The sequence below is a fragment of the Stappia indica genome, assembly GCF_001696535.1.
Lineage (GTDB): Bacteria > Pseudomonadota > Alphaproteobacteria > Rhizobiales > Stappiaceae > Stappia > Stappia indica.
In genome coordinates, this window is record NZ_MBQE01000001.1 from 860,100 (window position 1) to 873,226 (window position 13,127).

Sequence of the window (13,127 nt, forward strand, 5' to 3'; positions counted from 1 at the left end):
GCCCGGCGGGGCCGCGTCCGCGCGGTCCCGCCCCGCCCGCCGCCTGCGCCGTCCCCTTTGCCGGAGCGCCCGACCATGAAGATGTACCTTCTCTCGCTCGGAGCCGGGATCCTCGTCGGCATCGTCTACAGCCTGCTCAACGTCCGCTCGCCCGCGCCGCCCATCGTTGCGCTGGTCGGCCTTCTCGGCATCCTGCTCGGCGAGCAGGTGGTGCCGATGGTCCGCCACGCCCTGCGCGGTGCGCCCGTGACGCTAGGCTGGATCGCCGAGCATCGCCTTCCGCACATCTGCGGCGAGCTGCCGAGCGGCACCGATCCTCGGCAGGCCGCCGCCGCCGCCCCGCCGGACCGCGGCGACGCTGCCGGCTGATCCCGCCTCGACACGACCTCACGCAAGGCCATGCCATGACCCCCGATCTCGTCCTCTACAACGGCCGCGTCACCACGCTCGACCGCACCCGGCCGGAAGTGTCCGCCGTGGCGATTCGCGACGGTGCGTTCACCGCCGTCGGCGAGGATGCCGCGATCCTCGCGCTCGCCGGCCCGCAGACCCGCCGCATCGACCTGCAGCGCCGGCGGGTCCTGCCGGGGCTCATCGACAACCACACCCACGTCGTCCGCGGCGGCCTGAACTACAACATGGAGCTGCGCTGGGACGGGGTGACCTCGCTTGCCGACGCCATGGCCATGCTGCGGGCCCAGGTCGCCATCACGCCGCCGCCGCAATGGGTCAGGGTCGTGGGCGGCTTCACCGAGCACCAGTTCGCGGAAAAGCGCCTGCCGACGCTGGACGAGATCAATGCCGCTGCGCCCGACACCCCGGTCTTCCTGCTGCATCTCTACGACCGGGCCCTGCTGAACGGGGCGGCCTTGCGTGCCGTCGGCTACGACCGCGACACGCCCAATCCGCCGGGCGGCGAGATCCAGCGCGATGCGAAGGGCAACCCGACCGGCCTACTGCTGGCCAAGCCCAATGCCGGTATCCTCTATTCGACCCTGGCGAAGGGGCCGAAGCTGCCGCCCGAATACCAGCTCAACTCCACCCGCCATTTCATGCGCGAGCTCAACCGGCTCGGCATCACCGGCGTGATCGATGCAGGCGGCGGCTTCCAGAACTATCCCGAGGATTACGAGATCATCCGCACCCTGGCCGAGGCCGGACAAATGACCGTGCGCCTTGCCTACAACCTCTTCACCCAGAAGGCCGGCGAGGAGAAGGAGGACTTCCTCGCCTGGACCCGCTCGGTGAAGTACCGCCAGGGCGACGACTATTTCCGCCACAACGGCGCCGGCGAGATGCTGGTCTTCTCCGCCGCCGATTTCGAGGACTTCCGCCAGCCCCGTCCGGACCTCGCCGACAGCATGGAGGACGAGCTGGAGGAGGTCGTGCGCATCCTCGCCGAGAACCGCTGGCCTTGGCGGCTGCACGCCACCTATGACGAGACGATCTCGCGCGCCCTCGACGTCTTCGAGAAAGTCGACCGCGACATCCCGCTCGCCGGCCTCAACTGGATGTTCGACCACGCGGAGACGATCTCGGAGCGCTCCATCGACCGGGTCGCCGCGCTCGGCGGCGGCATCGCCACCCAGCACCGCATGGCCTATCAGGGCGAGTATTTCGTCGAGCGCTACGGCGCGGCGGCTGCCGCCGCCACCCCGCCCATCGCCCGCATGCTGGAGAAGGGCGTCAACGTCTCCGCCGGCTCGGATGCGACCCGCGTCGCCTCTTACAACCCCTGGGTCTCCATCGCCTGGATGGTCACCGGCCGCACGGTCGGCGGCCTGCGTGTGACGCCGGCGGCCAACTGCCTCGACCGCGAGACCGCGCTGCGCATGTGGAGCGAGAAGGTCGCCTGGTTCAGCAACGACGAGGGCCGGCGCGGCCGCATCGCGCCGGGCTATCTCGCCGACCTCATGGTGCCGGATCGCGACTATTTCTCGGTTCCCGAGGCCGACCTGTCGCATCTCGTCTCCGACCTGACGATGGTCGGCGGCCGCGTCGTCTGGGGCTCCGGCGACTTCGCCGCCCTCGACGACAACCCGCTGCCGCCTGCCATGCCCGACTGGTCGCCCGTGCGGCGCTACGGCGGCTTCGCGGCCTGGGCGGCGGACAAGCCGAACGCGGGTCTTGCTCGCACGGCTGCGGCCGGTTGCGGCTGCGCCAGCGCCTGTCATGTCCACGGCCATGACCACGCCCGCGCCTGGGGCGCCGCGCTGCCCGTCGGCAACCTCAAGGGTTTCTTCGGCGCGCTCGGCTGCGCCTGCTGGATGTGATGCGGATGAGCAAGCCCTCCACGCCCACGCCCGCCGCCGCCCCCGGCGCCTTCGCGCCGCTGGCCGGGCGCGTCTTCCTGGTCCTGTGGGTCGCGACGGTCGTCGGCAATGTCGGCAGCTTCATCCGCGACACCGCCAGCGGCTGGATCGCCACCGACCTCAGCGCCTCTCCGGCAGCCATCGCCACCGTGCAGGCCGCCGCCACGCTGCCGGTTTTCCTGCTCGCCATTCCTGCCGGCGTGCTGTCCGACATTCTCGACCGCCGCCGTTTCCTGATCGTCGTGCAGGTCTTTCTCGGTCTCGTCAGCCTCTCCCTGATGCTGCTGTCGGCCTTCGGCGCCATGTCGCTGACCGCGCTCGTCGCCCTCACCTTTCTCGGCGGCACCGGCGCGGCGCTGATGGCGCCGACCTGGCAGGCGATCGTGCCCGAGCTCGTCGAACGCCCGCAGATGAAGGTCGCCGTCGCGCTCAACTCGCTCGGCATCAACATCGCCCGCGCCATCGGTCCCGCCGCCGGCGGCCTGCTGCTCACCGCTGCCGGCACCACCATCACCTATGGTGTCGACGTGCTGAGCTACGTGCTGGTCGTTGCAGCGCTCGCCTGGTGGCCGCGAAAGGCGAAGGGCAGCGACCCGCTGGCCGAGCATTTCGGCGGCGCCTTCCGCGCCGGCCTGCGCTACGCGCGCCAGAGCCGCGAGCTGCATGTGGTGCTGCTGCGCGCCGCCGTGTTTTTCCTGTGCGCCAGCGCCGTCTGGGCCCTGCTGCCGCTGGTCACCCGCGAGCTGCTGGGCGGAGGGTCCGGCCTCTACGGCCTGTTGCTCGGCGCCGTCGGGCTCGGCGCCATCGGCGGCGCGGTGCTGCTGCCGCGCCTGCGCGCCCGGCTGGATGCCGACGGGTTGCTGCTGGCCGCCTCGCTCATCGCCGGGGCCGTCATGCTGGCGCTCGCCCTCGGCCCGCCGCAAGAGGCCGCGCTTGCCCTCCTCGCAATGCTCGGCGCTGCCTGGGTCACCGCCCTGACGACGCTGAACGGCACGGCCCAGTCCGTCCTGCCGGACTGGGTGCGCGGGCGGGCACTTGCCGTCTATCTCACTGTTTTCAATGGTGCAATGACGCTCGGCAGCCTCGCCTGGGGCGGCGTCGCACAGCTCTTCGGCATTGCCGCGGCGCTTGTTGCGGCGGCTGTCGCGCTCGCCCTTGCAGGGGTAATCTTCCACCGGATCCGCCTGCCGCGCGGCGAAGCCGACCTCACCCCGTCGAACCACTGGCCGGAGCCCCTGGTTGCCGGCGACCTTGCCGAAAATCTCGAGGCAGACCGTGGTCCGGTGCTGATCACCATCGCCTACCGCGTCCCGACCGAGAGCCGCCCCGCCTTCCTGGAGGCGATCCACCGGCTCTCCGGCTCGCGCCGCCGCGACGGTGCCTTCGCCTGGGGCATCACCGAGGATATCGCCGAGCCGGGCGTGCTGCTGGAATGGTTCCTCGTCTCGTCCTGGGCCGAGCACCTGCGCCAGCATCGCCGTGTCGCCGGCCACGACGCCGACCTGCAACAGGAGGTCCAGCGCTTCCACACGGGAGACGGCCCGCCGCAGGTCCGCCACTACCTGACCCTCGATCCTCCCACACCTGAAGAGGCAAGAAAATGAGCACCTTGACCACCAGCGACGGCACCGAGATCTTCTACAAGGACTGGGGCTCGGGCCAGCCGATCCTGTTCTCCCATGGCTGGCCGCTGTCGGGCGATGCCTGGGATGCGCAGATGCTGTTCTTCGGCATGAACGGCTACCGCGTGATCGCCCATGACCGCCGCGGCCACGGCCGTTCCTCGCAGCCGTGGGACGGGAATAACATGGACCGCTATGCCGACGATCTGGCCGAGCTGATCGAGCATCTCGACCTCAAGGACGCGATTCTGATCGGCCATTCCACCGGCGGCGGCGAGGTCTCCCGCTACATCGGCCGCCACGGAACGGGTCGGGTCGCCCGCGTCGTGCTGGTCGGTGCGGTTCCGCCGGTGATGCTGAGGTCGGACAGCAACCCGGAAGGCACGCCGATGGAGGTATTCGACAGCATCCGCGAAGGTACCGCAAAGAACCGCGCGCAGTTCTTTCTCGATCTGACGACGCCCTTCTACGGTCTCAATCGTGACGGCGCGCCGAAAGTGCCGGGAATGCAGGAGAAATTCTGGCTCCAAGGCATGGCCGGCAGCATCAAGGGACACTACGACTGTATCCGCGAGTTTTCGGAAGTCGACTATAGCGAGGACCTGAAGAAGATCGACGTGCCGACGCTGGTCATCCACGGATCCGACGACCAGATCGTGCCGATTGCCGCCTCGGCGGAAAAGGCCGTGAAGCTGCTGCCGCAGGGCGAGCTGCTGGTGATCGAGGGCGGCAGCCACGGGCTCGCCGAGATCGACCCGGACACGTTCAACCAGGCCGTGGACAAGTTCATCCGCTGACGGGCATATCGGCGGACGCCCCGGGCGGGTCCGGCAGCGGCCGGGCCCGCATTTCCTGCGAGGTCTGGCGCACCGCATCGGCGATCTGCTGCAACTGGCGGGCAAGCGGGCTGGCCTTGCGCCAGATCATGCCGATGGTGCGCGAGGGCTGCGGGTCGTCGAAGCGCGAGACCGAAACCGAGGCGGAGCGGGTCTCCACCGGCAGCGCCATTTCCGGGATCAGGGTCACGCCGATGCCCGCGCTCACCATCTGCACCAGCGTCGACAGCGAACTGCCGTCCATCAGCTCGCGCGGCTGCGCCGGCCCCATGTTGCAGAAGGACAGCGCCTGCTCGCGAAAGCAGTGCCCCTCTTCCAGCAGCAACAGACGCATCTCGCGCAGGGCCTCGCGGTTCGGCACCGGCTTGCCCTCGTCCTCCGTCGGGCGGACCAGCACGAAGGTCTCGGTAAACAGCGCCACCTCGCTGAGCGCCGGCTCGGAGACCGGCAGGGCGACGATGGCCGTGTCGAGGCGGCCTTCGGCGAGTTCCTGTACCAGCCGCGACGTGACGGTCTCGCGCACATGGATGTCGAGCCCCTCGTTGGCACGGGTCAGACGGGCGATCACCGCCGGCAGGAGATAGGGCGCGATCGTCGGGATGATGCCGATGCGCAGCCGCCCGGCCAGCCGGTCGCGGGAGGCACGGGCAAGGTCGCCGAGCTCATCCACCGCCTGCAAGATGTCGCTGACACGGCTGGCGAATTCCTCGCCGAACGCCGTCAGCCGAACCTGGCGCGCGGTGCGCTCGAACAGCTCGGTGCCGAGCGACTCCTCCAGATCGCGGATCTGCACGGAGAGTGCGGGCTGGGAAATCGCACAAGCTTCCGCCGCCCGGCCGAAATGGCCGTGCTCGGCCAAGGCGCGAAAATAGCGCAGCTGCTTGAGCGTCAGGTTTCTCATAATAAAAAACTATCGTGATGATCAAAAAATACAACTTAAATTAATGAAGAGACTGGGGCATAGTGGCGCCTGCGAGGATGAGAAGCGACGACCTTGGCGCCCCGCTGGCGCAAGGGATTCGGACTGCGCGACATGGCGCGTACCGGCCCGGAAGGATCATCGCCCCTCCCGGCATACAGTGCTTCGGGACGACCTCGAGAGGGAGAGTGCATGGCAGCGCGATACGGTCGCCATGCGGGTCGCAGGGCGGGTCACCGCGCTGCACGCCATGATTTTCTCCTTCTCAGGCAGTCATTTACAACCTGACGAGTGAGAGACATGGACAGACCCGATATCGACACCGCCGGCAAATGCCCGGTCGTTCACAACACGGCCCGCACCCGGCAGAACTGGTGGCCCAACCAGCTCAACCTGCGCGCCCTGCACCAGAACTCTTCGCTGTCCAATCCGATGGGCACCGGCTTCAACTATGCCGAAGAGTTCAAGAAGCTCGACCTGGCGGCCGTCAAGGCCGACCTGACCGCGCTGATGACCGACAGCCAGCCCTGGTGGCCGGCCGACTGGGGTCACTACGGCCCGCTCTTCATCCGCATGGCCTGGCATAGCGCCGGCACCTACCGCACGTTCGACGGTCGCGGCGGCGGCGGCAACGGCCAGCAGCGCTTCGCCCCGCTGAACAGCTGGCCGGACAACGTCAACCTCGACAAGGCCCGCCGCCTGCTGTGGCCGGTCAAGCAGAAGTACGGCGACAAGCTGTCCTGGGCCGACCTGATGATTCTCGCGGGCAACGTCGCCCTGGAGAGCATGGGCTTCAAGACCTTCGGTTTCGCTGGCGGCCGCGCCGACACCTGGGAGCCGGAAGAGTTCGTCTACTGGGGCGCCGAGGCCGAGTGGCTGGCCACCAGCGACAAGCCGAACAGCCGCTATTCCGGCGACCGCGAGCTGGAAAACCCGCTCGCAGCCGTGCAGATGGGCCTCATCTACGTCAACCCGGAAGGCCCGGACGGCAACCCGGATCCGGTCGCCTCGGGCCGCGACATTCGCGTGACCTTCGCCCGCATGGCCATGAACGACGAGGAAACCGTCGCGCTGGTGGCCGGCGGCCATACCTTCGGCAAGTGCCACGGTGCGGGCGATGCCGCGCTGCTCAGCTCCGAGCCGGAGGGCGGAAGCCTTGAGGACATGGGCCTCGGCTGGACCAGCCGCTTTGCCTCGGGCCTGGCCGGCGACACCATCTCCAGCGGCATCGAAGGCGCGTGGAAGCCGAACCCGACGACCTGGGACATGGGCTACCTGAAGGTCCTGTTCAAATACGAGTGGGAACTGGTCAAGAGCCCGGCCGGCGCCAAGATGTGGCTGGCCAAGGACGTCGACGAAGAAGACATGATAGTCGACGCCCACGACCCGTCGAAGAAGCATCGCCCGATGATGACGACGGCCGACCTCGCCCTGCGTTTCGACCCGATCTACGAGCCGATCGCCCGTCGCTACCTGGAGAATCCGGCCGAGTTCGCCGACGCCTTCGCCCGCGCCTGGTTCAAGCTGACCCACCGCGACATGGGCCCGAAGTCGCGCTACCTCGGCCCGGAGGTTCCGGCAGAGGAGCTGCTGTGGCAGGATCCGGTTCCGGCCGTCGACCATCCGCTGGTGAACGATGCGGACGTTGCCGAGCTCAAGGCCAAGGTCTTGACCTCCGGCCTCAGCGTGTCCGAACTGATCTCGACCGCCTGGGCCTCGGCCTCGACCTTCCGCGGCTCCGACAAGCGCGGCGGCGCCAACGGCGCACGTATCCGCCTCGCCCCGCAGAAGGACTGGGAAGTCAACCAGCCGGACCAGCTCTCCAAGGTGCTGGCGAAGCTCGAGGACATCCGCTCGACCTTCAACGCGGCCCAGTCGAGCGGCAAGAAGGTGTCCCTCGCCGACCTGATCGTGCTGGCAGGTGCTGCCGGCGTCGAGAAGGCCGCCAAGGAGGCCGGCCTCGATGTGACCGTGCCGTTCGCGCCGGGCCGCACCGACGCCACCGCCGAGCAGACCGACGTCGAGTCCTTCGACGTGCTGGAGCCTGCCGCCGACGGCTTCCGCAACTACTTCTCGGGCCGTTCGGTCCTGTCGCCGGAAGAGGCGCTGCTCGACCGTGCCGAGCTGCTGACCCTGACCGCGCCGGAGATGACCGTGCTCATCGGCGGCCTGCGCGTGCTGGGCATCAACCACGGCGGTTCGACCCACGGCGTCTTCACCGACCGTCCGGGCACCCTCACCAACGACTTCTTTGTGAACCTGCTCGACATGGGGACAAAGTGGAAGCCGGTGTCGGATAAGCAGGACGTGTTCGAGGGCTCCGACCGGGCCACCGGCACCCCGAAGTGGACCGGCACCCGCGTCGACCTGGTGTTCGGCTCGAACTCGCAGCTGCGCGCCCTGTCCGAGGTCTACGGCCAGCACGATGCCAAGGAGAAGTTCGCCCGCGACTTCGTCGCCGCCTGGAACAAGGTGATGAACGCGGACCGCTTCGACCTGCGCTGACCGCAAGGTTGTCCACGCCGGCGACCGGGGCTTTCCCGGCTCGCCGGCGCAAGAAACCCGAAAGGCGCGGCGGTTCTTCCGCCGCGCCTTTTTTGTTTGGCGGCAGAGGCTTGCCCGCAATTGACTCCTGCCGCCCGCAGCCTACCATCCCCTTCCCCGAGGCCGGCCGGACACGGAACTCCCCGCCGGCCCGCCCACCTGTCCACGGCCCGCGGCCTCCTTTCGGGGCTTGGCAGGGCCTTGCAAATTTTGCGCGGAATTTTGCGAAATTCCGTCTCGAAATCGCGGAAATTCGAGAATCCCGTCTCAATTCACCTCATGCGGAAGGACATCATGGCCCGACTGGACGAAAGTGCCCGCGGCGTCTACCTGATCGCCGTCACCCCCTTCACCGAGACCGGCGCGCTCGACCTCGACGGCTGCGACCGGATGGTCGACTTCTACCTGGAGGCGGGTGCCACCGGGCTCACCCTCCTGGGCGTGATGGGCGAGGCGCCCAAGCTGACGACCGACGAGTCCGCGACCATCGTCAACCGGGTTCTGAAGCGCGTCGACGGGCGCGTGCCGATCGTCGTCGGCGTGTCGTCGCCGGGCTTCGCCCAGATGCAGGCACTGACGGGGCGCGTGATGGACGACGGCGCCGCCGGCGTGATGATCGCCCCGCCGGGCAGTCTTCGCACCGACGACCAGATCGCCGGCTATTACGAGCAGGCGGCCGAGATGATCGGGGATGTCCCCTTCGTGCTGCAGGACTTCCCGCTGACCACCGGCGTGCAGATGTCCGTGCCGGTGATCGCCCGCATCATCAGGGATATCCCCACCTGCGTGTGCCTGAAGCACGAGGACTGGCCCGGCCTTGCCAAGATCACGGCGCTGCGCAAGGAGGGGGCGACCGCCCGCCGGGTGGCGATCCTGTGCGGCAATGGCGGCGTCTTCCTGCCCGAGGAGATGGAGCGCGGCGCCGACGGCGCGATGACCGGCTTCGCCTATCCGGAGATGATGACCGGCGTCGTGGCGAACCACGCCAGGGGCGACATGGAGCGGGCCCGCGACCTGTTCGACGCCTATCTGCCGCTCGCCCGCTTCGAACAGCAGCCGGGCCTCGGCCTCGCCATCCGCAAATACGTCCTCTACCGGCGCGGCGTGCTCGCCAACCCGACCCTGCGCAAGCCGGGCGCCGCTCTCGATCCGCTGTCGCGGGCCGAGGTCGACCGCCTGATGGCCCGTCTCGAAAAACGCCTGAAGGAGCTCAACTGATGGATCTCGGCCTGAAGGGCAAGCGCGCCCTCGTCCTTGGAGCCAGCCGCGGCCTCGGCCGGGCCATCGCCGAAACGCTGGCGCGCGAGGGCGTCCGCGTCATCGCCGCCGCCCGCAACGAACCGGCGATTGCCGAGTGGGCCGCCGCGATGCCGGACTGCGACATCACTCCGCTGCGGATCGACCTTGCCGACATCGCCTCTATCGACGGCACGCTGGAGGCGATCCTGGCCGATGGCGGGGTCGACATCCTGATCAACAATGCCGGCGGCCCGCCCCCGGGCACGGCGCTCGATGCAGACCATGCCGCCTGGACCGCCAATTTCTCGGCGATGGCCGCGAGCCTCTTCCACATCACCTCGAAGCTGGTGCCCGCGATGCGCGAGCGCGGCTTCGGCCGGGTGATCACCATCGGCTCGTCCGGCGTCGAGCAGCCGATCCCCAACCTTGCCATGTCGAACGGCATCCGCGCGGCGGTGCTGGCCTGGTCGAAGACGCTGGCGAGCGAGGTCGCGAGCGACGGCGTCACCGTCAACATGGTGGTGCCGGGGCGCATCCACACCGCCCGCGTCGACGAGCTGGACGCCGCCGCCGCCAAGCGCACCGGCAAGAGCGTCGAGGAAATCGCCAAGGCGTCCGCCGCCTCGATCCCGGCGGGGCGCTACGGCCGGCCGCAGGAATTCGCCGACATGGTGGTGTTCCTGGCGTCCGAGCGCGCGTCCTATGTGACGGGAAGCCGCGTGCGCGTCGACGGCGGTGCGATCAGAAGCCTCTGACCGCAAACGCATCTCAAGACAGATCACTCACAACAGGCCGCCGGGTCCCGCTCAAAAGGCGGAGATCCGGCGGGTGGTCTCCGGGTCGAGAAAGCCGGCAACGGTCGCCTCGGTTTCCAGATCGAGCGCGCGGTGGAGATCGCCGGCGGCAACCGCGTTGAGCACCCGCTTCATCGCGCGCACGGCGAGCGGCGGCAGCTCGGCAAGGCGCCGGGCCAGCGCCTCCGCTTCCGCCATCACCGCCTCGTCCGACACGACCTTGTGGGCAAGGCCCATGGCGCCCAGCTCGGCCGCCGTGTAGCGCTCGCCGAAGAACAGCATCTCGCGCGCCTTCATGAGGCCGACCAGCGCCGGCAGCAGCGCCGTCACCGCGCCGGTGACGAAGACGTTCAGGGAGACTTCCGGGAAGAAGGCCTTCGTCCCCTCGCCCCAGATCGGAAAGTCGCAATTGATCGCCCATTCGAAACCGCCGCCGACGGCCCAGCCGTGGATCGCCCCGACCACGGGCTTCGGACCGAAGGAGATGGCATGGGTCGCCCGCTGGATGGCGAGGACGAGATCGCGCGCGGCCTCCTCCGTCTCCGGGTGGATATGCTCGCGCCGGTCGTCGCCGGCACAGAAGGCCTTGCCGGCGCCGGTGAAGAGGATCGCGCGGGTTTGCGGGTCGCGATTGGCATCGTCGAAGGCGCGCGCGACATCGTCGATCAGCTGCCGGTTCATGGCGTTGAGGCTTTCCGGCCGGTTGAGGGCGATGGTGCGCACCCCGCCCTCAGCCAACGTGCTGAGCACGGTCTCGTAAGCGAAATCGGTCATTGGTCCCCCCTTATGACGCGCCGCGTCTTGCCTTCGGTGCGCGGCAGGCTGCCGGCAGGCAGCAGCGTGACACTGGCACTGGCGCCGAGCCGCGCCTTGATTTCGGCCGCCACCCGGGCGGCAAGCTCCACTGTGTCCGCCGCACCCTGCGCCAGCTCCGCCTCGACCGGCAGCGTGTCATAGGGCGGCGGCGACACGAGGCGGATGCGGTACTCGCCCGACAGCTCGGCAAAGGAGTTGAGCACCGCCGCGACCATGGTCGGGAACATGTTGAGCCCGCGCACCACCACCATGTCGTCGGAGCGGCCGACGACGGAAAACCGGAAGCCCGTACGGCCGCAGGAACAGGGCGAAGTGCTGCCGACGCGGATGATGTCGCCGGTGCGGAAGCGCACCAGCGGCTGGCAGTCGCGCACCAGATGGGTGAGCACCAGCTCGCCGCTCTCGCCGGCCGCCAGGGCCTTCGGCGCGCCGCTGTCCGGGTCGATCAGCTCGGCATGGAGCACGTCCGCTGCCATGAAATGCAGATGCGTGTCGTGCTCGCATTCGGAGGCGAAATTGCAGAAGACGTCGGAGACGCCATAGTTGGAGTTGCGCGGCTGCAGGCCCCAGGTCGCGGTCATGCGGGCGCGGAAAGCGGGATCGTCGACGCCGGGCTCGCCGCCGAAAAGGCCGAGCTTCAGGCCGAGGTCGCGCGGGGCAAGGCCGGGGAACTTCTGCGCGATCACCCGTTCCAGCACCGCCGGATAGGACGGCGTGCAGGAAATCGCGGTCACCCCGACCTCCAGGATCGTGCGCACCAGCAGCTCCGTCGAGCCGACGCCGAAGGGCACGACGGTCGCTCCGGTCTCCTCCAGCGTCAGGTGATCGGTCAGCCCGCCCATCCACATCTGGTAATTGAGGCAGTGCACCACCGTGTGGCCGGGGCCGAGCCCCGCCGCGCTCTGGCAGCGGCCGCCGATCTCCTGCGTGACGCGGGTGTCGCGGGCCGACAGGGCAAGGTTCATCGCCTGCCCGGTGGTGCCGGAGGTGCGGTGCATCCGGCCGACCGTGTCCCGCGGGGCGGCGAGATAATCGCCGAAGGGCGGGTGCGCGGCCTGCGACAAGCGCAGCTGCGACTTGTCGGAGAGCGGCAGGCGGGAAAGGTCGGCAAGCGCCAGCGGCGGCGTCTCGCCCTGCCACAGGTCGCGGTAGAAGGGAGAGTTCGCCATCACATGCGCCCGCTGGCTCTCCCAGGCGGCCTCGACATGCGGCCGCAGGTCCTCGGCGGAGACGAAATCGGCGCGCGCCACCGTGCTCATAGGCTCATTCCCCGCTTCCAGATGAGGGTCAACGTGTCGATGACGGCCTCGTCGCTGCTCGAGATCGCGATCAGCGCCGGGTCCTGCGACAGGATCAGGGCGGAGAGGTATTGGTCGACCATGCCGCCCAGCGCGTAGGCGCGGCGCAGCAGCTCCTCGCGGTCCACCGTCTCGCCGCGCCCGAGGCGCATGAGCCGGCGCTCGACCGCCGCGACCACGGTTTCCAGCCAGTCCCGGTTCAGGCGGTGAAAGGCCTCGCGCGCCTGCGGCAGCGTGTCGAGATGATGGACGAGACAGCGCATCAGGCCGGGATTGCGGCGGAACAGCTCGACATAGGCGCTGGTCGCCGCGCGCACTGGGTCTTCCGGCTGGGCGGAGCCGGCCACCCGCATCGCCGCCTGCAGGAAGCCGACGAAGCCGACCAGCAGCTCGTCGAGCAGCACGGTGCGGTCGGCGAAGTAGATGTAGAAGGTGCCGTTCGAGATCCCCGCCTGCTCGCACACGGCGGAGACGGTGAACTCCTGCGGCCCCTGCCGGTCGAGCACGGCACAGGCAGCCGCCTGGATCTGGGCGCGCGTGCGCTCGCCCTTGGGCCGCCCGGCGGCCCGCGCGGTCAGAGCCTGCGGATAGAACAGCACCTGATCCTCCCCCTTCCGGGGCACGGCACGCAGCATGGCGGCGACCTCATAAATAAAAATGACATCAGTTTCATATTTTGAAGCGAGATCGGAGTCAAAGGGGATTTTGGGGGTGGAGGGGTTGGGGGTTGGGGGATGGGGGGTGGGG

The 13,127-nt window shown here is 68.9% G+C and carries 11 protein-coding genes; 7 read left to right on the plus strand and 4 right to left on the minus strand.

The window, feature by feature from the left end; translation table 11 throughout:
- Positions 1 to 75 precede the first annotated feature (75 nt).
- Genes BBX35_RS04000 through BBX35_RS04015 form a run of 4 tightly spaced genes read left to right on the plus strand, consistent with a single transcriptional unit; the run spans position 76 to position 4,731 of the window.
- Positions 76 to 369, plus strand: a complete 294-nt coding sequence (locus BBX35_RS04000; protein ID WP_067216271.1) for a DUF1427 family protein — start codon at positions 76 to 78, stop codon at positions 367 to 369.
- 35 nt (positions 370 to 404) lie between these two features.
- The gene (locus BBX35_RS04005; protein ID WP_067216273.1) at positions 405 to 2,273 is read left to right on the plus strand and encodes an amidohydrolase; all 1,869 of its coding nucleotides are present in this window, start codon (positions 405 to 407) and stop codon (positions 2,271 to 2,273) included.
- 5 nt (positions 2,274 to 2,278) lie between these two features.
- Positions 2,279 to 3,916 (plus strand): MFS transporter, encoded by a 1,638-nt coding sequence (locus tag BBX35_RS04010; protein WP_067216276.1) that lies wholly within the window; start codon positions 2,279 to 2,281, stop codon positions 3,914 to 3,916.
- Positions 3,913 to 4,731, plus strand: a complete 819-nt coding sequence (locus tag BBX35_RS04015) for an alpha/beta fold hydrolase (protein WP_067216279.1) — start codon at positions 3,913 to 3,915, stop codon at positions 4,729 to 4,731. The genes BBX35_RS04010 and BBX35_RS04015 overlap by 4 nt, the downstream gene beginning before the upstream one ends.
- On the opposite strand, the gene BBX35_RS04020 is transcribed toward BBX35_RS04015, so the two are convergent.
- Positions 4,721 to 5,671 carry a LysR substrate-binding domain-containing protein gene (locus BBX35_RS04020; RefSeq protein WP_067216282.1) on the minus strand — a complete coding sequence of 317 codons (951 nt, stop codon included), beginning with the start codon at positions 5,669 to 5,671 and terminating at the stop codon, positions 4,721 to 4,723. The two genes, BBX35_RS04015 and BBX35_RS04020, sit on opposite strands and share 11 nt — an antisense overlap.
- Positions 5,672 to 5,989: 318 nt before the next feature.
- On the opposite strand from BBX35_RS04020, the gene katG reads away from it, so the two are divergent.
- The 3 genes from katG (at position 5,990) to BBX35_RS04035 (ending at position 10,227) form a co-directional block, all read left to right on the plus strand.
- Positions 5,990 to 8,194, plus strand: coding sequence for a catalase/peroxidase HPI (gene katG, locus BBX35_RS04025; protein ID WP_067216285.1), 2,205 nt, complete (start codon positions 5,990 to 5,992; stop codon positions 8,192 to 8,194).
- Between the two features lie 333 nt (positions 8,195 to 8,527).
- Positions 8,528 to 9,451 carry a dihydrodipicolinate synthase family protein gene (locus BBX35_RS04030; protein ID WP_067218179.1) on the plus strand — a complete coding sequence of 308 codons (924 nt, stop codon included), beginning with the start codon at positions 8,528 to 8,530 and terminating at the stop codon, positions 9,449 to 9,451.
- Positions 9,451 to 10,227 (plus strand): SDR family oxidoreductase, encoded by a 777-nt coding sequence (locus BBX35_RS04035; protein WP_067216287.1) that lies wholly within the window; start codon positions 9,451 to 9,453, stop codon positions 10,225 to 10,227. The genes BBX35_RS04030 and BBX35_RS04035 overlap by 1 nt, the downstream gene beginning before the upstream one ends.
- Before the next feature lie 51 nt (positions 10,228 to 10,278).
- Here the strand turns inward: BBX35_RS04035 and BBX35_RS04040 are convergent, their stop codons facing one another.
- Genes BBX35_RS04040 through BBX35_RS04050 form a run of 3 tightly spaced genes read right to left on the minus strand, consistent with a single transcriptional unit; the run spans position 10,279 to position 12,979 of the window.
- Positions 10,279 to 11,040 carry an enoyl-CoA hydratase/isomerase family protein gene (locus BBX35_RS04040; RefSeq protein WP_067216290.1) on the minus strand — a complete coding sequence of 254 codons (762 nt, stop codon included), beginning with the start codon at positions 11,038 to 11,040 and terminating at the stop codon, positions 10,279 to 10,281.
- Positions 11,037 to 12,341 carry a phenylacetate--CoA ligase family protein gene (locus BBX35_RS04045; RefSeq protein ID WP_067216293.1) on the minus strand — a complete coding sequence of 435 codons (1,305 nt, stop codon included), beginning with the start codon at positions 12,339 to 12,341 and terminating at the stop codon, positions 11,037 to 11,039. Before BBX35_RS04045 ends, BBX35_RS04040 begins: the two co-directional genes overlap by 4 nt.
- Positions 12,338 to 12,979: a TetR/AcrR family transcriptional regulator gene (locus BBX35_RS04050; RefSeq protein ID WP_208979756.1), complete on the minus strand. Its 642-nt coding sequence runs from the start codon at positions 12,977 to 12,979 to the stop codon at positions 12,338 to 12,340. The genes BBX35_RS04045 and BBX35_RS04050 overlap by 4 nt, the downstream gene beginning before the upstream one ends.
- Positions 12,980 to 13,127: the final 148 nt, after the last annotated feature.

Excerpts from the sequence above, each read along its gene's own strand:
- BBX35_RS04000 (WP_067216271.1), top strand. The coding sequence starts at position 76 with ATGAAGATGTACCTTCTCTCGCTCGGAGCCGGGATCCTCGTCGGCATC.
- BBX35_RS04005 (WP_067216273.1), top strand. The coding sequence starts at position 405 with ATGACCCCCGATCTCGTCCTCTACAACGGCCGCGTCACCACGCTCGAC.
- BBX35_RS04010 (WP_067216276.1), top strand. The coding sequence starts at position 2,279 with ATGAGCAAGCCCTCCACGCCCACGCCCGCCGCCGCCCCCGGCGCCTTC.
- BBX35_RS04015 (WP_067216279.1), top strand. The coding sequence starts at position 3,913 with ATGAGCACCTTGACCACCAGCGACGGCACCGAGATCTTCTACAAGGAC.
- BBX35_RS04020 (WP_067216282.1), bottom strand. The coding sequence starts at position 5,671 with ATGAGAAACCTGACGCTCAAGCAGCTGCGCTATTTTCGCGCCTTGGCC.
- katG (WP_067216285.1), top strand. The coding sequence starts at position 5,990 with ATGGACAGACCCGATATCGACACCGCCGGCAAATGCCCGGTCGTTCAC.
- BBX35_RS04030 (WP_067218179.1), top strand. The coding sequence starts at position 8,528 with ATGGCCCGACTGGACGAAAGTGCCCGCGGCGTCTACCTGATCGCCGTC.
- BBX35_RS04035 (WP_067216287.1), top strand. The coding sequence starts at position 9,451 with ATGGATCTCGGCCTGAAGGGCAAGCGCGCCCTCGTCCTTGGAGCCAGC.
- BBX35_RS04040 (WP_067216290.1), bottom strand. The coding sequence starts at position 11,040 with ATGACCGATTTCGCTTACGAGACCGTGCTCAGCACGTTGGCTGAGGGC.
- BBX35_RS04045 (WP_067216293.1), bottom strand. The coding sequence starts at position 12,341 with ATGAGCACGGTGGCGCGCGCCGATTTCGTCTCCGCCGAGGACCTGCGG.